Origin of the sequence: Mucilaginibacter antarcticus (assembly GCF_042686155.1) — a bacterium.
In the GTDB taxonomy this organism is placed as follows: domain Bacteria; phylum Bacteroidota; class Bacteroidia; order Sphingobacteriales; family Sphingobacteriaceae; genus Mucilaginibacter; species Mucilaginibacter antarcticus.
The window spans coordinates 370,908-391,821 of the sequence record NZ_JBHUON010000002.1 but is presented as its reverse complement, the minus strand read 5'-3'; the positions used below and the strand labels follow the sequence as shown (position 1 = coordinate 391,821).

The following is a 20,914-nucleotide window of genomic DNA, read 5'->3' as shown; positions in this document are numbered from 1 at the left end:
CATCTGGATATCGTGACATGGCCGTAGCCATATTTGATAGCTAATTTACGGGTACTTGTACCCCCAAGCAAGTATTCAGCTATAATCTTTTGTTTGTGTTTCTGTTTGTCCATTTGTCCATCAGTTTTGTCAACCTATAGCAGGACAAGTCAAAACAAAAACCGACAGTTCATGTAACATATTTGTCACGGCGTTGTAGGGGTATAATTGGTATATTTACCATATAAATCCTATTAAACTCATGAAAAAAGCACTCCTTTTTATAGCTTTTACCATAGTATTTGCCGGCGCTTTTGCGCAAACTTTTACCAACCCGCTTACACCGTCGGGGGCCGACCCCTGGAACATTTATAAGGATGGCTACTACTATTACACCCAAACCAGCGGCCATAACCTGGTGATATGGAAAACAAAGGACCTTACCGATCTTAAAGCTGCAGAGCGAAAAGTGATATGGACACCGCCGCCCGGCACCAACTATTCTAAAGAGATCTGGGCGCCCGAGCTGCATTTTATGCGGGGCAAATGGTATATGTATTTTGCTGCCGATGATGGCAAGAACGACCATCACCGCATGTATGTAGTAGAAAACCCGAACACCAACCCTATGCAGGGCGATTGGACCTTTAAAGGCGCCGTGAGCGACGAGACTAACAAGTGGGCCATTGATGCTACCGTGTTTGAAAACCGGGGCAAAATGTACATGCTATGGTCTGGCTGGGAAGGTGATAAAAACGATATGCAGAACATATACATTGCCGAATTGAGCACCCCCTGGACCATCGGCGGTAAGCGCACCAAACTGTCAAGCCCTACCTACAAATGGGAGAGCAACAGCGGCATAGGTGTGCTGGTTAACGAGGGTCCGCAGATACTGAAGCATGGCAATAAGGTGTTTATCATTTACTCGGCCAGTGGTTGCTGGACAGATTTTTATGCTTTGGGGATGCTGAGCGCTAACGATAAGGCCAACCTGCTGGATAGCCTGTCATGGAAGAAAGCGCCGGAGCCGGTGTTTTCGCAAAACCCGGAGAACAAGATCTACGCCCCCGGCCATAACTCGTTCTTTAAATCGCCGGATGGTAAAGAGGATTGGATTTTGTACCACGCCAACAGCAACCCCGGCGACGGCTGCGGCGGCAAGCGTGCCCCACGTGCCCAAAAGTTTACCTGGAACAAAAATGGTACGCCTAATTTCGGCGTGCCGCTAAAGGATGGCGTAGCAATGCAGAAGCCGTCTGGGACGAAGTAAGATTTTTGGGCTTTAAAAGCGGGGCCATCCGTGCGATTCCCTCCCTTGGGAGGGTGTAGGGAGGGATTTGTGCGCTGTTCTGAACCCGTCATTGCGAGGAACGAAGCAATCTCTACATAGGACAAAATGGCGCAAGTATTTGGCGGCTACCTTGCGCTTTTAGAACGCTCATGGCCGTTAGCATAAATCAGTAAAACACTATCCCCGCAACCAGAATCAAATAAAAAGTCCCTTGCCAGCGCGTTACCGGCAAGGGACAGGTTCAGTTTTTATGGAAACTTAATGTTTAATGATGACCTGTTTTTTTATAGTCTCTTTACCATGCTTTATGTGAAGAAAGTATGTGCCGGCTGCAATATCGCGCGTATCAATCTTTACTTCGTTAGCACTGGTCTGATTTTCTGCCAAACGCAACATTTTGCCATTGCTGTTTAACAGTTTAATGTCGAAAATCTTTTTGACCGCTTTTGTATTGTTTTCAGCACTTCTCTGTTCTTTTGATTTGTAACTAACGGTTAACATTTCATTTGTTGGATTTGGATACATTGCAAATCCTTCAAACTCGCCGCCACTGCCGGTTATCTCTCCGTTAACATTTACGCCTGCACCGCGGCCACACATGTTTTCTGCTTGCACGGCTATTGATAACGAGCTTCCGGCAGGGCTGCCTACAGTTACGTGCACTGTATGTGTGCCCTGCCCATAATCTATCGTCATGTTGTTACTAAGCGACCAAAAATAGCTTGTAGCCCCGGCTACAGGATCAACACTTAAGGTATATTGGGTAAGCCTTTGCAGGTAAGCGTAATTGCTGCCGGTATAAGGCGTTCCGTTAATATATACTTGGGCAACACTAACAAGTGTACCCATAGTTACGGCTTTGTTAAGTGTGGCGCTGCCGCAGGCGCTGCTGCTGATAGTACAGGTTACCTGCCCCGTTAAATAAGACCCATTTATGTAGGCAACCTGAACTGAACTGGTACCTTGCCCGCTGTTGATCTGTAAACCTGGTGTAATAGACCAACTGTACGTAACACCCGCCACATAAGGTAACGAAAACTGCTGCGGGCTGGCGTAGCAAACGTTAGCAGAACCACTTATCTGTTGTATTTGGCACAAGGCTGCGCAACTTACAGAAGGCGTGCTGCCATTTAGCTCTGCTGCAAGCCAGTCGCCATTGCGCGCGGTATAAACTAATATGGCCTTCATTTTCCCCTGCTGTACCTGGTTTACCGTTATACGCGGTGATAAAATTACTAAATGGCGTGTTTTTAGGCGACGACGGCGGGTTGGCTCCAACATAAGATACCCTGTAATCAGCCTTGGCCAGGTTGGTAGCGCTTCCGCTAATATCAAGGGCGCTTGTTGTTGGCACAAAGCCTACCGCCGGTGCTATGTATACGCTTAGGGTTGGCGAGCCTGCAATTGTAGCCGGTATATCATACTTACCACCGCCAAAACTATCAAACGGATACATACCACCCGGGGCGTAATTTGTACGGTCTGTTATGGTATGGTTAACATTTATTAAACCAAAAACCTTTTTGGTGTAAGTTAATTTGCCGCGGTAAACGGCATTACCACCGGTTTCGGCGACAGCATATACCTGGAAATCGCCGGTAAATTTGCTGCTGCCGGGTAAGCCATTTAATGTAAATACCTGCGGCTGGTTTGCAAATATACTGCCCAATGCCACTTCGCCACCAAAATCTACCGCATTGGTATTAACCCGGCCCTGTATAGTTAATAGCTGGTAGCCGGGCAATAAATTTTGATCAAGCCCGCACTCAGAGCCATTGCTTATGGCTATGTTGCGGCAATTAGCCGGATAACCCAGGTTAGTTAGCTCTGTTTGCCACGAGTTGTGTATGGTATTATTAATATTTAAAGATTGATCTATCCTGTTAATAAGCATTTGCTTAGCCGCGGGCGTTTCGGTAAGCGCTAAAAGCTGATCGTACTTAGGTTGCGATGGGGAGAATACCCTTAGGAGGGTATACAAGTTTGCCGGCCCGGTACGGGCATATAAATTTGCGGTTGCATTTAGCATATATTGCGCGCCGATAGCCGCATTGGCACCCTGTTGCGGCGCATCATGGCTGACAAATAAACGTGTTTGATGGTTCTCATTAGCGGCTTCCATTTTTTTAAGCGCGTAACGCGCTACTAAACCACCCATGCTTAAACCCAAAACAACGTTGGGTTCTGTGCCTTGCTTAACAGAGTTTACCCAACGGATTACATCTTTAACTACCAGCGCATTTCTACGGATGTCTTCTGTACCGTTTTTAAAATCAATAAATACAATATCATGTTAGCTTTGAATTATTAAAACCAAACTCGTACGTATTGTACAGGTACCGGATACTGTAACTTATTGTCATTTCGAGCGGTAGCGAGAAATCTATACACACGCTAAGCAGGCGGACGGTCAGTGTATAGATTTCTCACGTTGTTCGAAATGACAGAGCTTCATAGAGACTCTTTAATATATTATGAAAAGAACCATCATAAAACTTGCAGCATTCATCTTGCTGCTTAACGCTACCCTGCCCGCGTTGGCGCAGGTTGACACCAAAAAAGATGTGTGGATGCTGACGTATTTCCGCCAGCGCTACCCTACGCGGATAGAGATTGATAAGGACGGTAAAACTATTGAGGTGCCGCTGCCTAACCCCTTCTCGGTAGAGAAATTGCATATTTCACTATCAAATGATGGCCGCCATTGGACCCCGATTAACAATAACGAACCCATTTGGGACCAAAACATGCGCGACCAGTTTATCCGCAAAGGGCCGGATGGTTTATGGCGATTGATTGCTACCGGCGGTGGACGCAACGCCCCTAACCGCCGCGAGTTTGGCCCGAGCTGCATGTATGCCACATCGCCCGATTTGATTCATTGGACGTTTGACAGCTACCTGCCGCTAATGAAGGATGTAAAGAATGATGCCGGTGCTTTTGTGCGCAACATTTGGGCGCCGGAGTATTTTTATGATGAGGCAAGCAAGGAGTATACGCTGATATGGTCGTCGACTTTTGAGGACGCGGGTTGGAAAAAGAGCCGCCTATGGTACTGCAAAACGACCGACTGGAAAAACTTCAGCCCGGCCAAGGTGCTGTTTGCGCCCAACTATTCGGTTATTGATGGCACCATGATTAAACACAAAGACACCTATTACCTGGTACATAAAGAAGAAGAGTTTAGCCCCGCCACCGGCGAGCGTCGTGGCATCCGCGTTGCGACATCAAAGAAGTTGGAAGGACCCTACAAAATATTCGAAGGCCCGCTAAACAAGGGCCAGATAGCCCCAACCATCACCGAGGGCCCAAGCGTAATGGCCGACCCCATGAAACCTAACGGCTGGCTGCTGTATTACGATTATCCAATGGCCGATGATTACGGCATTTCCTCATCGCCGGACTTGTTTAAATGGACCATTGTGAAAGATGTTAGCCTGCCAAAAGATGCCAGACATGGCAGTTTATCAAAACTGACAAGTGCAGAGGCTAAGGCGTTGTTAGCTACGTTTCCGAATAAGAAATAAATTGCACGCGGGAGGCGAAAGCGGGAGACGCAATGCATTGCGTCTCTACGATTCCTTCTGCCAGGTTTTCTTACTTTCCTTTAAACTCCGGCTTTAACAACTCGCTTTTGGCGGCGCGTAATTTCATTACTTTAGGCACTGATACCGATCTGATATAACCTGCCGACGGGTGCGCCCGGTAATAACCCTGGTGATAAACCTCCGCAGGATATAAAACCTTGTAGGGTACAACCTGCGTTACTATCGGGCTAGCGTAATGCTTACCTGCGTTTATTTTAGCTATAACGGCTGCAATGGTTACCTTTTCTTCGGGCGTGCGGTAAAATATGGCCGAGCGGTAATCTGTACCCTCATCGGGCCCCTGCCGGTTAAGCGTGGTGGGATCATGCGCGTAAAAAAACGCTTCGGCCAATGTAGCATAGCTGATAACTGATGGATTATAATAGATCTGCACAGATTCGGCATGGCCGGTTGTGCGGGTACAAACCTGCTCGTAGGTTGGGTTTTTAACCTTGCCACCTGCATAGCCCGCTACTACCCTGTTTACGCCCTTTAGTTCAGACATACCTTCGGCAAGTGCCCAAAAGCATCCACCTGCAAAGGTGGCTAGTTTTTCGCCCGCCTTGGGGGCGGGCAACGCCGCGAAATCATGGTCGCCCGGCTGATCCTGGCCATTAACGCAGCTGGCAAACAGCAGCAGCGCCAAAAAATTAATTGCTAATATTTTCATGTTTATTTATTTAGCTGGGATGAATTTTAGCGCGTACGAGTTCATGCAATAGCGCTTGCCGGTTGGCTCGGGGCCGTCGTCAAACACGTGGCCCAAATGCAGGCCGGTGCTGCGCTCAACCACTTCTTCGCGCACGCTGCCGAATGAATAGTCTTTAACTATCATGATGTCTTTATCATTAATAGGTTTAAAAAAACTTGGCCAGCCCGTCCCCGAGTCGAATTTTGTGGTTGATGAAAAAAGCGGCTTGCCTGTGGCGGCGCTCACGTAAGTTCCGGCGCGATGGTTGTCATGGTATGGATTGTTAAATGGCCGTTCTGTGCCTTTATTCACCATAATGTCGTATGCCTTCGGGCTAAGTACTGTTTTCCAGTACGATTTTGGCTTAGCACCGGCAAATTGCGACGTGCTTTCAATATCGGGCGCCGCGGCAGTATTTTTTTTGCCCTGGCTGCAGGCTTGCAAAGCTCCAAGCAGCAATAGGGTAATCATTAAATTTATCGTTCTCATACCTGTTAGTCGGTCAACAGGGTAATTCCTTACAAAAAATCTGCCGTTATGTATATCAGTCGATTACGCCCCAATTAAGGGATCTGTAAAACCATGTTTACCGGTTTCAACCCGGCCAGCATAACCGCGGCTAAAGTTTTCCTTGCCTTTTAAGGTAATGGCAAAATCGTACCAGAAATGACTTTTTTGCAGGTTAAGCTTTTGTACAGATAATGCGCCTGCGGCGATACTTAGCTGATGATTGTTGGTTTTGTAGCTATTATCGGTTATAATGATTTCATGTTTAAGGTCGCCTGTATTTTTAAACCTGAGCTCAATATCGCCCTGGGGTAGATAGGCAACATCAATCGTTACCGGCGCATCATTTTTATCACCGGCAAAGGTTCTTAAAAAACCGTTAGGGCCATAAGCCATTAAATTATAAGCGCCGTCTTTAAAGCTAATTAATTTAAACGGGTAGTTTAACTCGTCGTTAGGTTTAACAGCAAAGTTCCACGCTTTTATTTCTGTTTGGCCGCCGTTTAAAATGGGGGCATAAACATTAAACGGCGCTCCTACACCAGCACCCGCTTTAAACGTTATTTGCAACTCGTCTTTTTTTGGCGATAACGATCCGTTTAACTGCAAGTCATATGGTAAGGCGCATGATTGGCGGCTACCTTTTTCTTGCTTCGCGAAACGGGCAATTCCGGTTTTGCTGTTTACAGCATTAATATCGTCTATAGATAGGGCTTTAAACTTATTAGGCAAACCTTTAAACTTTGCCTGGTGAATACTTTGCACCGTTTTATCGCGATTTAGCGATATAGGATAATTTATCTTTTCGCCGCTGTATGGTCTGAAGATGGAGGTCAGGTCGCCGCAAACCGTGCGGCGCCAGTCGCTGATGTTGGTCTCTTTAACAGCCTTGCCTGTCTTTTTGGTCAAAAAGGTTTCCAGAAACTGCAGGGTCGATGTATGATCAAACACCTGCGAGTTTACCCAACCACCTCTTGACCAAGGCGACGCCACTACCATAGGCACTCTAAAACCCAAACCGATAGGGCTTACGCGGTGGTGCGGTTCGGTATTGCCGCGGGCTATTTCTTGCGCTTTGGTTACATGCTCTGTTTCGGTATTTATGCCGGCAGATACTTTGCCGGTTTCGTGTCGTGCAGTATTTGGTGGCACAAAGGGGGCTACGTGGTCAAAGTAACCATCGTTCTCGTCGTAGGTTAATACAAAGATGGTCTTTTTCCATACCTCGGGATTGTGGGTCAATATATCCAATACCTCAGACACGTACCAGGCACCATACCACGGCGACCCCGGATGATCTGAAAAATTTGAAGGCGCCGTTAGCCAGGAAACTGTAGGGAGTTTGCCCGTTTTAACGTCCTGCCTAAACTGGTGCAGCACATCTCCTTTAGGTACGCTTACTTCGCGCTGTGTGCCATTATCGTCATAACTTAACGTACTTAACTGATGATAATCGGGATCGTTACTATTGGTAGTAAAGGCCTTTAGATGGATGTTTTTCTCAAAGTCGCTTAGTTTATCAAAGCGCTCCTGCGTCCACTGGGTTATCTCCGTTTTTATTTTCTCCAGCTCTTCTGTTTTCTTTTTGATCTGCGCGGTAAGTATAACCGACGGGGGTTGCTTTTGCAGCCCGGCCAGCTCGGTTTCTAATGCTACCCGGCGTTTTGGCAACCATGCTAAATGGGCATGGTGCAGTTTAACATTATAGCGTTTGTAAAACTCCAGGTTATTGTCGGTAAAATTGCCCAGCCAATCGTCCTCATCGCTGTTAAGGCCAACATCAACGCTTAGTTCATTTTGATACACCTTCCATGATACGCCCAACTCCTCCAACCGTTCGGGGAAGGTGGTAGCGGTTAAGTCTTTATAATTGATCTCGCCGTTGTTAACTAATGCTTTGCCTTGCTCGCGAATGGTGCCCGCCCAAAAATATGATCTGTTGGCGCTGGTGCCCGTTAATGACGAGCAAAAGTGCTGATCGCAAACGGTAAAAGCATCCGCCAAAGCGTAATAAAAAGGGATGTCGTTACGGTCATAATAGCCCATGGTTAGGGGCATTGCCGCGTATTGTTTATTGCCCGATTTTTTTGCATCCAGCCAGTTATCCATTTTGCCGTCGTTACGGGCGTCTACCTGGTCCTCCCATGAGTGTGGCAGCGATTGCATCCAGGTGGCCTTTGAGTTTTTGATATCAAGATTGAAAGGCACATAGGTTTCGCCGGCTTTGTTGGTTTGTGCCCACACCTTGTTCATACCCGGCAGGTGCATAGCCCGCGGATCGTCGAACCCGCGCACGCCCTGCAGTGTGCCATAACAATGATCAAAAGACCGGTTTTCCTGCATTAAAAAAACCACGTGCTCGGCATCCAGGTAGGTAGTCCCTTTTTCGGCGTCTATGGCCAGCGCTTTCTGTATCGAATCGGGCAAAACAGTAAACAAACCTGCAGCACCTGTTAGCAGGGTAGCCTTTTTTATAAAGTCGCGACGGGTATCAGTCATAAAACAAATAAAACCAAAATAACCCTGCAACAGGTTAATAAGGCGTTAAGTTATTAAAAACACCTTAACCCATGCTTAACAAAATTAAGTTTTAGATGCAATAGCGTAATTAAACCCTTGTTTGTTCTTTTTTAATCAAACTATTTATCAACTTTAGATAAACTCATTGCCATCGCTATAAAAGGGTAACTCAATGAGCCCTTGTACGTTGCGGCAATAGGTGGATTATTATACGCTGCTACGTTATGATAAAAACAATCCCCCTAAAATGGCGTGAGCTTACGGGCAGCGCGTCTGATTTTTCTTTAGAAAGCCGGATATTTCACTCCATTAGTTTATGCCTGGTTATGCTGGCCGGCTTTTACGTCCCTTATGATATTTTTGCCGGGCTGTATGTGGCCGGCGGGTCAAGCCTTATTTTTAGCCTGCTATTTTTCTATCAATTTTATCACTCACGCTACAAAGGCATACGGCATAACAGCATTTTTTTAGGGTTAACCGGCCTTATACTTTTCTCCATTAACTATTTTGCAAACTCTGGCATCCATGGTTCTACCGATGTTATTTGGCCTGCGTTTTTATTATTGCTGTTTGCTGTGTCGCCCTACCGCCACCACCTAACCTGGCTAATTGTTTATTTACTGGCATTTATGGCATTGCACCTGGTTGCTTATCAATATCCGCAATTGGTAAGTTATCCGTTTGACGCAGGTAAGGGGCAGCTTATTGACCGTATAACCGCTTTCCCGTTGCCGGTAATATGTATTTACGTTGTGATGAAATACATGCGCCGCAGCCATGATAAGGAGCGCAAGGCCGCAGAAGAAAAAGCTATTGCCATTGAAGTACGCAACGAACAAATATCGCATCAGCGCGACCTGCTAGAGAAAAGCAATGCCGAAAAAAACAAGTTGATGTCTATCATATCGCACGATTTACGGGCCCCGTTGGTTAACATACACGGTTACCTTGAGTTACTGAACAGCAACGAGGTGAATGAAGAGCAACGCCCCCGGTTCGAACAAGAGCTCTTGGCGGCCACTAATAACACCATGGAGATGCTGGGCAACTTGCTGCACTGGTCCAAATCGCAAATGGAAGGGCCGTTGGTTAATTTGCAGGTGCTTAACCTGCTCGACGCCATAAAAAGCACGCTCGAGATGGGTAAAATGCAGGCACAACGCAAGGGCATTGTTTTGAGCTACCAGATAGACCCCAACTTTTGGGTAGCTGCCGATATCAATATGCTGCAAATGGTAGTACGTAACCTGGTAAGCAATGCCATAAAATTTACGCCGACAGGTGGCGCTATCTCTGTAGATGCCTGCTTAGATGGTGGCGAGTACCGGGTAACGATTATGGATAACGGGCAGGGCATTGACCATGATAAGCAAGCTAACATCTTCTCGTTACACAGCCAGCCAGCTTATGGCACCAATAACGAAAAAGGCGTAGGCCTGGGGCTGCTGCTATGCAAGGAGTACATTGAGCACCAGGGCGGCCGCATTACTTTTGAAAGCGCCACCGGCACCGGCTCAAGCTTTTATATTTTTGTGCCGGTGGCGAAGATGGATCAAATGGCTTGATCATTACTAAGCAAACTCAATAATTGCTTTTACAACCCCCGCCTCCGGGTTTAACCAGGATGCGAACTGTGTAGCCGCATCATCAAACTTTACCCTGTGCGTAATATAGATTAAGGGGTTTATAAGTTTGTTTTTTATAGCGGTTATTACATGGTCAAAATCCTCCCGGGTAGCGTTACGGCTGCTCATTAAAGCAGCTTCGCGTTTATGAAACTCGGGGTGGCTAAAACTAATGTCACCTTTTTGCAAACCTATCAGTACAAACCTTGCGCCATGCGCCATATATTGAAACGCGTTATTTATAGCCTTTTGATTCCCGGTAGCATCAATAACCACGGTAGGCATATCGCCACCGGTTATTTCCATTAGTTGTGCGGTTACGTCAGCGGTAAGCGCGTTTATGATATGGTCAATTTTTAGTTTTTCGCCGCAAAATGTTAATCGTTTTGGGTTAATGTCAAGTGCTATTACTTTGCCACCTGCTATGCGTGCAAACTCCATCGCTCCCAAACCTATTGGGCCGGCACCAATCACCAAAACAAACTCGCCTTTACTTACCGCTGCCCTGCGGACACCATGCGCGCCAATTGCTAAAGGCTCAATTAAAGCTAATTCGTCAAGGCTAAGCCCGTTTGCTGATAGCAATAAGCGCTCCGGCACTTCTATATATTCTGCCATGCCCCCGTCAGTATGTACGCCCAGCACCTGTATGCTGCTACAGCAATTGGTTTTGCCGGCACGGCAGGCCACACATTTACCACAGTTTATATAGGGGATAAGCGTTACCGTGTCGCCCGGTTTAAAAGCACTGTTAGCGTCAACGGTCAACACCTCGGCAGCTAACTCATGCCCCAACACCCGCGGATAGCTGAAGTATGGCTGTGTCCCTTCAAAGGCATGTAAATCTGTACCGCAAATACCAACACGTTTTATTTTCAGCAAAGCGTGGCCGGGCGACGCGACAGGCGTCTCCTTTTCTACATAGCTTAGCTCGCCCGGCTGGTTACAGATCAATACTTTCATTACAGGTGTTATTGGTATTTTATCAAATGTAACAGGCTAATTGTAAATACGCTCATAAAACGTGCTAAACTATTATGGCAAAGCAGTGTATAAAAATAGCCCTTACGAGGCCTTCGGTATCCCTTTAAAGTCCTGCCCATAATTATATGTCTTTCGCTTATCTTTGCGCAAATTCAATATTTCCATACAGTGATTAATGTAAACAACATTTCCGTTTCATTTGGCGGAACCACCTTATTTAGCGACGTCACCTTCCCTATAAACGAGAATGATAAGATAGCCCTGATGGGTAAGAACGGCGCAGGCAAGTCTACCATCCTTAAAATTATTGCCGGTGCATCTAAACCTACTACGGGCAACGTAACGGGCCCTAAAGATGCTGTAATAGCGTATTTACCACAGCATTTGCTGACCCAGGATAATGTCACCGTTTTTGAGGAAACGATGAAGGCGTTTGCCGAGAATAACCAGATGAAAAAGGACCTGGAGGAGGTGAACGAGCAATTGAATACCCGTACCGATTACGAAAGCGACGAGTACATGAAGCTGATAGAACGGGTATCAGAACTGAGCGAGAAATTTTACTCGCAAGAAGAGGTTAATTATGATGCAGAGATAGAAAAGGTTTTAAAAGGTTTAGGGTTTGAACGCAAGGACTTTACCCGCCAAACTTCAGAATTCTCCGGCGGTTGGCGCATGCGTATCGAGCTGGCTAAAATCCTGTTAAAGAAACCTGATCTGATCTTACTGGATGAGCCGACCAACCACATGGACATTGAGAGTATCCAATGGTTAGAAGATTTTTTGATCAACTCGGCAAAGGCGGTGATGGTTATCTCGCACGACCGTACTTTTGTAGATAACATTACCAACCGTACCATAGAGGTTACCATGGGGCGGATATATGATTACAAGGCCAAATACACCCATTACCTGCAGTTGCGTGCCGACCGCAGGGTACACCAGTTAAAAGCCTACGAGGAACAACGGCGTTTTATTGCCGATAACCAGGAATTTATAGACCGGTTTAGAGGTGTATATTCTAAAACTTTACAGGTACAGTCGCGCGTAAAAATGCTCGAAAAACTGGAGGTTATTGAGATTGATGAAGTGGATACTTCGGCATTGCGCTTAAAATTCCCGCCATCGCCAAGGTCAGGTCAATACCCGGTAATGGTGGAAGATTTGACTAAAAAATACGGCGACCATGTAGTGTTTGAAAAAGCAGCCATGGTGATTGAGCGGGGCCAAAGAGTGGCCTTTGTTGGTAAAAATGGCGAGGGTAAATCTACCATGATCAAAGCCATTATGGGCGAGATAGATTTTGAGGGAACCTTGAAAGTAGGCCACAATGCCAAGATCGGTTACTTCGCCCAAAACCAGGCGGCTTTGTTAGATGAAAACTTAACCGTGTTTGAAACCATTGACCAGATCCCGCTGAGCGATGGCTCCCTAAAAATCAAAGATCTTTTGGGTGCATTTATGTTTAGCGGCGATGATACCACTAAAAAGGTTAAAGTACTATCCGGCGGCGAAAAAACGCGCCTTGCCATGATAAAACTACTGCTGGAGCCGGTAAACGTATTGATATTGGATGAGCCAACCAATCATTTGGATATGAAAACCAAAGACATTATAAAAGATGCCCTAAGAGATTTTGACGGAACACTGATCCTGGTGTCCCACGACAGGGATTTCCTGGATGGCCTGGCAACGAAAGTATTCGAGTTTGGCAATAAACGTGTCCGCGAACATTTTGAGGACATTAAGGGTTTTTTAGCTTATAAGAAGATGGATAGCTTGAAGCAGATAGAGCAAAAGTCTACACGATAAAAAACTCGATTCTTTTATGGGTGATTTGAAGCATTCATTCCGTTTAGAAGATAATTTGACATAAATTAATGTAATATCCAATATAAATAAATTTAACCCCAGCCTAAATCTTTATTAGGTGTTAGCATCATTTACCATAACGCATGAAACATTTACCTAATTTATATATTTTAAGGCTCTTTCTATCTCTAGTGGTTATAATATATCATTTACCACTTATAAGCGCGACCTTAAAAATTCCTTATTATAACTCATCGCCTCTTTTTGCCAAAGGCGAGTTAGCCGTGTTTTATTTTTTCACCCTTTCTGGGTTTTTAATTTTGCGTTTAATTCATGCTGAATTACAAAAAACTAACACTTTCGATTTTAAAACTTTTTACCTAAGAAGAATAACCAGACTTTACCCCGCCTACTATTTGGTTTTTTTTATTGGAGTAGTACTCTATCACTTAATTTTGCCCTATCTCGGTTTTGCATTTGACAGAAAATATCCCTTATCAGCTTTAGTATTAGACTATGTTTTTTTCATACCCAATATCTTTAAGCATTATTATAACCCTGGAAGCATTTTAATAGTATTGTGGAGTATTGGTATTGAGGAACAGTTTTACTTGTTCATTCCAGTCTTTATGTTTCTATTTAAAAGAAATGTTATCCAATATATTTCGTTTCTCTTGCTCATACTTCTTATTATTCTGTTTCTTTTTCCCCAATTTTATGTCTATCAAAATTTTTATTTCTATTTTATATTTGGTGGGTTGTTGTCTTCAATAAGCTTACAGAAAAAGAGAGCTATATTTAAAAATAAGGCACTACACATAGTGGTATATTTATTGTTCATTTTTTCATTCTTAACTAATGTCTTCGAAAGTGAAAATATATTCATCTACCATGTATTTAACATGTTAATAAGTGGATTATTTATATCATTAATAAGTGATTATCCAATTTTCATTGTAAAAAACAGATTCTTAGATTATCTTGGTAAGATATCCTACGGTGTTTATGTATATCACGCTATTGTATTTACAGGAATTCTATTCTTGGTAACTAAATTTAAGCTCTATAGTTATATAAATCCTACTTTGTTTATCGTATTACTTAATTTATTAGTGATAGTCATTACTATGTTAGTAGCGCATCTTTCTTTTAAATTTTTTGAAAGTAAGTTTTATAGAAGAAAATAACTAAATCAGTTGTTAAAGTTTGTACACATTCAATGTTTTAAAAAGATAGCTAAAAATTCAAAGAAGCTATCTTATAAATAAATACAGCCTACTTTTGGTGCCCTATTTTGGATTGAACGCAATACCTCAATTCTCTCGTATTAGGTAAAATTGGGGATGGTGGTGAAAATTTATTTAGGCCATGTCACCAATGTACAAATACCAGGATTTTTTGGCGATAACACCAACACGGGCGGAGGAAAAATTGGCCATCTATAAAATATAAAACTATTGCAAAGACTCTTCCGCCTTTGTTAGTGTTATCACCAACAAACGTAGGTTAAAAAGCCGGTAGTTTACAGCTACCGCTTGTTATGATCCTTTATTTTGGATTGACAGCAATACCTCTATCCTCGCGAATAAGCTGAAAAAAGTGGTCAGGGCGAACGGTGACATAATCATCGTTCAAAGAAGCCGCCACGTTTTTAAAGCTGGTTGGTGTTACGCCCTGCCATGGCTGCGCTTGTATCAATACAAACCGTGGCGAGGTTTTATCCCAGCCCGCGGCAGCCCGGGCGATGTGATCTTTTATGGCCTGCTCATTGGTACAGTAGTTACATGACAGCGCCATTCCGGGCAAGCTATCATTGTAAATTGTGATTCCGCCGCCTGTGTTTTGGCCGGTTATACCAAGGGTTGATGTTGCCTGTTGCGCATAGATCTTCCCGACGTTAGGATTGATACCACCGGTAATGGTGTTCCAGATGGTGATTACCCGCAGCCCTGCCCGTTTATTGTAGTCCTCTGTTTTAGCGACGAAGCGTTTGAGCAGGCTTTTGTCCGTCCAGGTATTTGGATACGTATAGCCAAAGCCTGACGGTCCCGAGATCAGGTTATCGTTATCCGTGGCGGTTTTATAATAATAGTTGAGCGCGCCTGGCATGGCATCCAGCATAGCCGGCGAAACAGTCCAACCCATCGGCACCGCGCCCCTGTCCGGATTGTTCCAGAGTTTGCGCATTAAATGTTCTACAAATTGCAGGTTGTCTCCATCACTTAAAATAAAAGCCACATAGATCTTATTTTTTAGCGGCGGTTTTGGGGGCGTAGGTTTTATATTGATAACCCTTGATGTACCACTAAATACAGTCAGATTAAAAGACCAATCGCTGGCGATGGTGGCTATGCCGTACTTAGACGCCCTGGTAATTCCGGGCGCTTCCTCGGGCCACCAACCCATATAGCTTGCACCGGGCGACATGGACGACAGAAATTTATCAAGCAACTCACTTTCGCCGGCAACTTTAGGATCAAGCCATACCGTTGCTGTACCAAGAGCAACCGCGTATTCCCGCAGGGCCGCTCTATGCGTAGTAGGATTCAGGCCGATCAGTAAGCGATGGTCCAGCTTTGGCCAATAGTTATCATAAAGCGATTGATAAACCTCGAGTTTACTATTGAATTTCCCCCGCAGATCAAGCAAGATGGGCAGGTTATATGGAGCAGCAGTTAGTTTAGCCACTAATGAGGGCGCGACAATTAAGGCGCCTTGGCTTTTGGCAAGCACGGTAGCCAGGTTTACAGTGTGTATTTGGGCGGTATCATAAACAATCAGGCCCGAAATTTCTTTCCGGTATTTAGTGATCAGGTCCCATTTGTCAGCAGGTTCAGTCCATTTTAAATCTAACGATTCCAGCCAGGTAGTCGGTCCTTCGCCGGATGCATTGCCCTCATAGGAAAAAATACGTGGCGTAGTTCTGTTGACAACTCCTTTTAGCGAAGCAAACAGGTAAAGCTCTGCCGAAGCGCTGCGCCCACTTGTACGGAGCGTTATCAGGTCCTGAACAGGTGCCGGCGTCGGGAATGAGGGGAGTAACCGACCTGCCGGCCATTTGATCTGCGCCACGGATGGCGTCGTAAACAAAACAAACAACAGTAAGCAGATCGCTTTAGCCCTAAGTATTTTGATCGGTTTTATCATCCCTTAAATATAAGGTTACCGTCCGTCAATCTTTAGCTAAAGGGGATTGTATTAAAGGTTTTACAAGGCTGCCTTTTCTGCGCACCTCAGTAATATGTCAATTACTGTTATGATCATTAGACTACAAAACTCCAACTTTTTTTATGGCTGATTTGAATCGCGCAGCGGGGTTTGTAAGGCCGTCTGCATGGGTGGGGTAATCCTTTTGCGGCATATTATTTGGATGATGCAATCTTCGAGCGGTCAATTTTGAATATTTCCGGGTCAACAGGTTGTTCTTTTACAGATATAACATCATATGTTTTATATGACAAAATATTCTTGTGCGAACTGTCATAATGAACTGCTTTAAATTTCAAATAAAAGGCACCCGACTCTTCGACGATTTTATTAAAGAATCCGAGATTCCAGTCTTCAAAGTGCTCTTTTTCGATATTTAGATAACCTCTTGAAAAAACAAAATTAAAGTCTGTATAACTCTTATTCCCATTTTCAGAGTAACTGGTATACAGATCAATACTTTCGCAATTTCTTGAAAGTACTTGATTCTTTATTCTACCTACTTTAATACTATCTAACTTTTCGATGGAAAAATTTAAATCTAATTGATGTAAGGTATCCGAATTATTAAAAAGTAATAATCGTAACGGTTCGGCTTCAAAGTAGTAATCTTTAACTAAGTGAAATCCTTGCGATTTATCAGAATGTAAGCCTACATAATTCCCATGAGCGTAAAAAACCTGCACCGTATCGTCTACATTTAAAGTACTATCGCTACTTCTACCTATTTCGTGGTAAGTGATTAACCCTTCAAACTCTTTGAAGATTGTACCCTTTTTCGATTCTTTTACGAATTTACATCCTAATTGAGAAATTGAAATAATTGTTTAAAGCAAAAGAGTGATGGCTTTAAGCATACTGCTAAAATAACAAAGAAAAGCACAAAGCCTTCAGATTTACATCTAAAGGCTTTCAACAATTTTCCTATGCCACCACTTTGATGGTTATAGTGGTCCCGACGGGAATCGAACCCATATCTAGAGTTTAGGAAACTCCTATTCTATCCGTTGAACTACGGGACCATTTGATGTGCGTATTTGCAGATGTGCAAATGTGCAAATTATCAGTGATTATCAGAAGCGAAAAGTAACACATCTGCACGTCCGCCCATTTGCATAGCTCCACATCTAACGTATTACAGATCCGTTGTTAAAATCATCTACCGGCGCTACAAAGCTTAGCTTACCTTCGCCGTTCTCGGCCATCAGTATCATCCCCTGCGACAGAATGCCTTTTATCTCGCGTGGCTCCAGGTTAACCAGTATGCTTACCTTTTGGCCAACAATAGCTTCGGGCTCATAAAACTCTGCAATGCCCGATACTACCGTGCGTTGGTCAATACCGGTATCAATTGTCAGCTTTAACAGCTTTTTGGTTTTGGCAACCTTTTCGGCGGCTAAAATCGTACCCGTACGGATATCCATCGTTGCGAACGACTCGTAATTAATGTTGTCCTTTGCTGGTGTTATTATTATTTCTTCGGCCACGGCGTTCTCTTGTTTCTTGTTATGCAATTTCTGAATCTGGGCCTCAATTATTTCATCCTCTACTTTTTCAAACAATAAGGCAGCAGCATTAAGCTGATGTCCGTTTGCAAAAGTTATCTCCTGGTCAAATGTAAATTGCTCAGGCAGGTTCAGCATACCAAATATCTTTTTGGCTGTAGCCGGCAAAAATGGTTGCACACAGGTAGCCAAATGCCCAATAATAAATAAGCAGTTATGCAAAGCATCTTTGGCGCCGGCAGGGTCTGTTTTGATACTTTTCCAAGGCTCTTTGTCTGTCAGGTACTTGTTGCCTAAACGGGCAATGTCCATCACACTTTGCAGGCCTTGTCTAAAACGGTAGGCTTCCAGACTGCTCTCCAGGCTATCATAAAAAATGCCGATCTCGTCGTTAAGGTAACCGTCTGTCAGTTTGATGTCGCTGTCAGCTTCAACTTTACCGTCGAAGAATTTGTGCATTAAGATCATTACCCGGTTTACAAAGTTGCCTAATATGGCCACCAGCTCGTTATTTACACGGGCCTGGTAATCTTTCCAGGTAAATTCGCTGTCGCTGGTTTCGGGTAATATTGAGGTCAGCACATAGCGCAACTCATCCTGCTTACCCGGAAACTCTTCCAGATACTCATGCAGCCACACCGCGTGATTGCGGGAGGTTGAAAGCTTTTCGCCTTCTAAATTTAAAAACTCATTAGCCGGTACGTTTTGCGGCAGCACATAATCGCCATGCGCGTGCAATATCGACGGGAAAATTATACAGTGAAAAACAATATTGTCTTTACCAATAAAATGTATCAGGCAGGTATCATCTGCCTCGTCGGCTTGTTTTTTCCAGTATAGTTGCCAGTCTTTACCGTTGTCTTCGGCCCATTGTTTGGTGGCAGATATATAACCTATCGGCGCATCCATCCAAACGTAAAGCTTTTTACCTTTTGCTTCCGCTAAAGGCACGTCAATACCCCAATCCAGGTCGCGGGTCATTGAGCGGGGTTGCAAGCCGGACTTTAACCAGGACTTGCACTGTCCAAATACATTAACCTTCCACTCGCCGTCTTTCTCATCTATCCATTTCTCCAGCCATAGCTGATATTTATCCAGGGGCAAAAACCAATGCTTAGTAGGTCTTAATTCCGGTGTTTTACCACTAAGGGTTGATACCGGGTTAATCAGGTCTGTAGGATTTAATGACGTACCACAGCGTTCGCACTGGTCGCCGTAGGCACTTGGGTTGCTGCAGTTAGGGCAGGTACCGGTAATGTAGCGATCGGCCAGAAACTGGTTGAACTCTTCATCATAATACTGTTCAGAATACTTCTCTATAAACTCGCCTTTCTCATACAAATTCAGGAAAAACTCCTGCGACAAATCATGATGCACAGGCGATGAGGTACGATGATAAATATCAAAATCTATCCCAAATTGCTCAAAGCTTTCTTTTATCTGAGTGTGGTATTTATCAATTATGGCCTTTGGCGTCGTATTTTCTTTTTTTGCTTTTATGGTGATAGCCGCACCGTGTTCGTCAGAGCCGCAAATGTAAATTACATCGCGTTTTTTAAGGCGAAGGTACCGCACAAAAGTGTCAGCAGGCAGGTAAGCACCGGCCAAATGCCCTATGTGAAGCGGACCGTTAGCATACGGTAAAGCCGACGTTATAGTATATCTTTTAAATTTATCGAGTTGTGACATAATGAGTATAGCAAAGGTAAGCTATTTGGTTGGGAAGTGCGAAAGGCGTAAAGTCAGAAAGTTTTTTTAATATTGGATATGCATAGCGCCACACCCATACAAACTATACAGCCGCCATTTTTAAAAAAGGGCGATAAGGTTGCCATTACCTGCCCGGCAAAAAAACTACCAAAGCCAATGGATGACGCGGTGGCGCTGCTACAATCATGGGGATTGGAAGTTGTATTGGGCGAAACGGTTACGGCCAGCTATCACCAATTTTCTGGCGATGATGAGCTGCGCGCCCGGGACATGCAGCGATTTATTGATGACGACAGCATAAAAGCCATTTTTGCGGCCCGCGGTGGGTATGGTACGGTGCGAATGATAGACCAGGTTGACTTCAGCCGATTGGCAACAAATCCTAAATGGTTGATCGGCTTTAGTGACATTACCCTTTTACATGCCCACCTGTTTGCTAATTACGGGCTGCAAAGTATCCACGGACAAATGCCGGTAAATATACCGGACGCTTCGGCAGCATCGCTTAAAAGCCTTAAAAAGGCTTTGTTTGGCGAGGAGGTGTCCTACCAATTTCAGTCGCATAGCATTAATAAACCCGGCGAGGCAACCGGCATCGTGATAGGCGGCAACTTAAGCCTGCTGATATCAGCAATAGGCTCAGTGTCAGATCCTGATTACAATAGCAAAATATTATTTATTGAAGACGTAGGCGAGTATTTATACGCCGTAGACCGTATGATGCGGACACTAAAACGAGCCGGTAAACTTAAAAAACTGGCTGGTATAATAGTAGGCGGCTTCACAGATATTAAAGATAATGATATCCCGTTTGGGCAAACTGTGCCCGAAATAATTTTAGATATAGTTAAAGATTATGATTATCCGGTATGCTTTGATTTCCCGGCCGGGCATATACCTGATAATAGGGCGGTGATATTTGGTAAGACAGCGGTACTTGCTGTAGCAAATAATCAATTTAGTTTCGCCGAATAAAAAAGCCCCGCAAACTAATGTTTGCGGGGCTTTTAATTATCACTTAATATTACAACTGAGTTATGGTAATGGTTACCTTTTGGTTAGCAGCAACATTATCCTTACCAATAGCTAAAAGTGTACCATCCGCAGCTACCACTTTGTTTATTGTTACAACGGCAGTACCGGGAGCTGTTTTAGCCGGTATAGTTATAGACGCCTCAGCACTTGTTGTAGCATCTTTAGGTATCACTATTGTTTGGTTCGCTAAATTAACTGCACCTGTTACCGAATAAGTAACGGTAACATCCTGCTGTAAAGCAGTACGCGTTATAAAGGTAACTTTAGCAGTACCGGCAGTGGTTTGATTAGCAGCTAGCTTAACGCTAAGGCCTGTAAGGGCTTTAAACTCGGCATAAGGCGGCAGCGGATTTGAAAAATCATAGTTATCGCCGGGTGATGCCGCTTTTTTGCATGATTGAAATGCCACTAAGGGCAACAATAAGCATATATAAATTAATTTTTTCATGTTTCTAAAT

Annotated in this window: 16 protein-coding genes and 1 tRNA gene; 6 read left to right on the top strand and 11 right to left on the bottom strand. The window is 44.3% G+C overall.

Features of this window, described 5'->3' with window-relative positions; genetic code table 11:
- Nucleotides 1-241 precede the first annotated feature (241 nt).
- Nucleotides 242-1,252: a glycoside hydrolase family 43 protein gene (locus ACFSYC_RS03645; RefSeq protein ID WP_377123622.1), complete on the top strand. Its 1,011-nt coding sequence runs from the start codon at nt 242-244 to the stop codon at nt 1,250-1,252.
- A 279-nt stretch (nt 1,253-1,531) separates the two neighbouring features.
- Here ACFSYC_RS03645 and ACFSYC_RS03640 read toward each other — a convergent pair whose 3' ends face one another.
- Both ACFSYC_RS03640 and ACFSYC_RS03635 read right to left on the bottom strand, forming a co-directional pair.
- Nucleotides 1,532-2,452: a T9SS type A sorting domain-containing protein gene (locus tag ACFSYC_RS03640; protein WP_377123635.1), complete on the bottom strand. Its 921-nt coding sequence runs from the start codon at nt 2,450-2,452 to the stop codon at nt 1,532-1,534.
- Nucleotides 2,337-3,431, bottom strand: a complete 1,095-nt coding sequence (locus ACFSYC_RS03635) for a hypothetical protein (RefSeq protein ID WP_377123620.1) — start codon at nt 3,429-3,431, stop codon at nt 2,337-2,339. The genes ACFSYC_RS03640 and ACFSYC_RS03635 overlap by 116 nt, the downstream gene beginning before the upstream one ends.
- A gap of 316 nt (nt 3,432-3,747) precedes the next feature.
- On the opposite strand from ACFSYC_RS03635, the gene ACFSYC_RS03630 reads away from it, so the two are divergent.
- A complete protein-coding gene (locus ACFSYC_RS03630; protein WP_377123618.1) occupies nt 3,748-4,800 on the top strand; it encodes a glycoside hydrolase family 43 protein in 1,053 nt (350 codons plus the stop codon).
- Nucleotides 4,801-4,870: 70 nt separating this feature from the next.
- Here the strand turns inward: ACFSYC_RS03630 and msrA are convergent, their stop codons facing one another.
- The 3 genes from msrA to ACFSYC_RS03615 form a co-directional block, all read right to left on the bottom strand.
- Nucleotides 4,871-5,530: a peptide-methionine (S)-S-oxide reductase MsrA gene (msrA, locus tag ACFSYC_RS03625; protein ID WP_377123616.1), complete on the bottom strand. Its 660-nt coding sequence runs from the start codon at nt 5,528-5,530 to the stop codon at nt 4,871-4,873.
- Nucleotides 5,531-5,536: 6 nt separating this feature from the next.
- Nucleotides 5,537-6,040: a peptide-methionine (R)-S-oxide reductase MsrB gene (gene msrB / locus ACFSYC_RS03620; RefSeq protein WP_377123614.1), complete on the bottom strand. Its 504-nt coding sequence runs from the start codon at nt 6,038-6,040 to the stop codon at nt 5,537-5,539.
- A gap of 63 nt (nt 6,041-6,103) precedes the next feature.
- Nucleotides 6,104-8,557, bottom strand: a complete 2,454-nt coding sequence (locus tag ACFSYC_RS03615; protein ID WP_377123612.1) for a phosphocholine-specific phospholipase C — start codon at nt 8,555-8,557, stop codon at nt 6,104-6,106.
- A gap of 245 nt (nt 8,558-8,802) precedes the next feature.
- Between ACFSYC_RS03615 and ACFSYC_RS03610 the strand changes: the two genes are divergently transcribed.
- Nucleotides 8,803-10,143 carry a sensor histidine kinase gene (locus ACFSYC_RS03610; protein ID WP_377123610.1) on the top strand — a complete coding sequence of 447 codons (1,341 nt, stop codon included), beginning with the start codon at nt 8,803-8,805 and terminating at the stop codon, nt 10,141-10,143.
- A 6-nt stretch (nt 10,144-10,149) separates the two neighbouring features.
- Here the strand turns inward: ACFSYC_RS03610 and ACFSYC_RS03605 are convergent, their stop codons facing one another.
- Nucleotides 10,150-11,166 carry a zinc-binding alcohol dehydrogenase family protein gene (locus ACFSYC_RS03605; protein WP_377123608.1) on the bottom strand — a complete coding sequence of 339 codons (1,017 nt, stop codon included), beginning with the start codon at nt 11,164-11,166 and terminating at the stop codon, nt 10,150-10,152.
- A 189-nt stretch (nt 11,167-11,355) separates the two neighbouring features.
- Here ACFSYC_RS03605 and ACFSYC_RS03600 point away from each other — a divergent pair, with 189 nt between their 5' ends.
- Nucleotides 11,356-12,999 (top strand): ABC-F family ATP-binding cassette domain-containing protein, encoded by a 1,644-nt coding sequence (locus ACFSYC_RS03600; protein ID WP_377123606.1) that lies wholly within the window; start codon nt 11,356-11,358, stop codon nt 12,997-12,999.
- Nucleotides 13,000-13,142: 143 nt separating this feature from the next.
- A complete protein-coding gene (locus tag ACFSYC_RS03595) occupies nt 13,143-14,186 on the top strand; it encodes an acyltransferase family protein (RefSeq protein ID WP_377123604.1) in 1,044 nt (347 codons plus the stop codon).
- 361 nt (nt 14,187-14,547) lie between these two features.
- Here the strand turns inward: ACFSYC_RS03595 and ACFSYC_RS03590 are convergent, their stop codons facing one another.
- The 4 genes from ACFSYC_RS03590 to metG all read right to left on the bottom strand — a co-directional run bounded on the left by ACFSYC_RS03590 (nt 14,548) and on the right by metG (nt 19,400).
- Nucleotides 14,548-16,146 (bottom strand): hypothetical protein, encoded by a 1,599-nt coding sequence (locus tag ACFSYC_RS03590; RefSeq protein ID WP_377123602.1) that lies wholly within the window; start codon nt 16,144-16,146, stop codon nt 14,548-14,550.
- Between the two features lie 215 nt (nt 16,147-16,361).
- The gene (locus ACFSYC_RS03585) at nt 16,362-16,892 is read right to left on the bottom strand and encodes a hypothetical protein (RefSeq protein WP_377123600.1); all 531 of its coding nucleotides are present in this window, start codon (nt 16,890-16,892) and stop codon (nt 16,362-16,364) included.
- A 264-nt stretch (nt 16,893-17,156) separates the two neighbouring features.
- Nucleotides 17,157-17,228 (bottom strand) — tRNA-Arg (locus ACFSYC_RS03580).
- A 105-nt stretch (nt 17,229-17,333) separates the two neighbouring features.
- Nucleotides 17,334-19,400, bottom strand: a complete 2,067-nt coding sequence (gene metG / locus ACFSYC_RS03575; protein ID WP_377123598.1) for a methionine--tRNA ligase — start codon at nt 19,398-19,400, stop codon at nt 17,334-17,336.
- A 78-nt stretch (nt 19,401-19,478) separates the two neighbouring features.
- Between metG and ACFSYC_RS03570 the strand changes: the two genes are divergently transcribed.
- Nucleotides 19,479-20,396 carry a S66 peptidase family protein gene (locus tag ACFSYC_RS03570; RefSeq protein ID WP_377123596.1) on the top strand — a complete coding sequence of 306 codons (918 nt, stop codon included), beginning with the start codon at nt 19,479-19,481 and terminating at the stop codon, nt 20,394-20,396.
- A gap of 49 nt (nt 20,397-20,445) precedes the next feature.
- Here the strand turns inward: ACFSYC_RS03570 and ACFSYC_RS03565 are convergent, their stop codons facing one another.
- Complete coding sequence (locus ACFSYC_RS03565; protein ID WP_377123594.1) at nt 20,446-20,904, bottom strand: hypothetical protein; 459 nt, start codon at nt 20,902-20,904, stop codon at nt 20,446-20,448.
- Nucleotides 20,905-20,914: the final 10 nt, after the last annotated feature.

Bases quoted from the DNA above. Each gene is read 5' to 3' on its own strand.
- ACFSYC_RS03645 (WP_377123622.1), top strand. From the start codon at position 242: ATGAAAAAAGCACTCCTTTTTATAGCTTTTACCATAGTATTTGCCGGC.
- ACFSYC_RS03635 (WP_377123620.1), bottom strand. From the start codon at position 3,431: ATGGGTGGTTTAGTAGCGCGTTACGCGCTTAAAAAAATGGAAGCCGCT.
- ACFSYC_RS03630 (WP_377123618.1), top strand. From the start codon at position 3,748: ATGAAAAGAACCATCATAAAACTTGCAGCATTCATCTTGCTGCTTAAC.
- msrA (WP_377123616.1), bottom strand. From the start codon at position 5,530: ATGAAAATATTAGCAATTAATTTTTTGGCGCTGCTGCTGTTTGCCAGC.
- msrB (WP_377123614.1), bottom strand. From the start codon at position 6,040: ATGAGAACGATAAATTTAATGATTACCCTATTGCTGCTTGGAGCTTTG.
- ACFSYC_RS03615 (WP_377123612.1), bottom strand. From the start codon at position 8,557: ATGACTGATACCCGTCGCGACTTTATAAAAAAGGCTACCCTGCTAACA.
- ACFSYC_RS03610 (WP_377123610.1), top strand. From the start codon at position 8,803: ATGATAAAAACAATCCCCCTAAAATGGCGTGAGCTTACGGGCAGCGCG.
- ACFSYC_RS03605 (WP_377123608.1), bottom strand. From the start codon at position 11,166: ATGAAAGTATTGATCTGTAACCAGCCGGGCGAGCTAAGCTATGTAGAA.
- ACFSYC_RS03595 (WP_377123604.1), top strand. From the start codon at position 13,143: ATGAAACATTTACCTAATTTATATATTTTAAGGCTCTTTCTATCTCTA.
- ACFSYC_RS03590 (WP_377123602.1), bottom strand. From the start codon at position 16,146: ATGATAAAACCGATCAAAATACTTAGGGCTAAAGCGATCTGCTTACTG.
- metG (WP_377123598.1), bottom strand. From the start codon at position 19,400: ATGTCACAACTCGATAAATTTAAAAGATATACTATAACGTCGGCTTTA.
- ACFSYC_RS03570 (WP_377123596.1), top strand. From the start codon at position 19,479: ATGCATAGCGCCACACCCATACAAACTATACAGCCGCCATTTTTAAAA.
- ACFSYC_RS03565 (WP_377123594.1), bottom strand. From the start codon at position 20,904: ATGAAAAAATTAATTTATATATGCTTATTGTTGCCCTTAGTGGCATTT.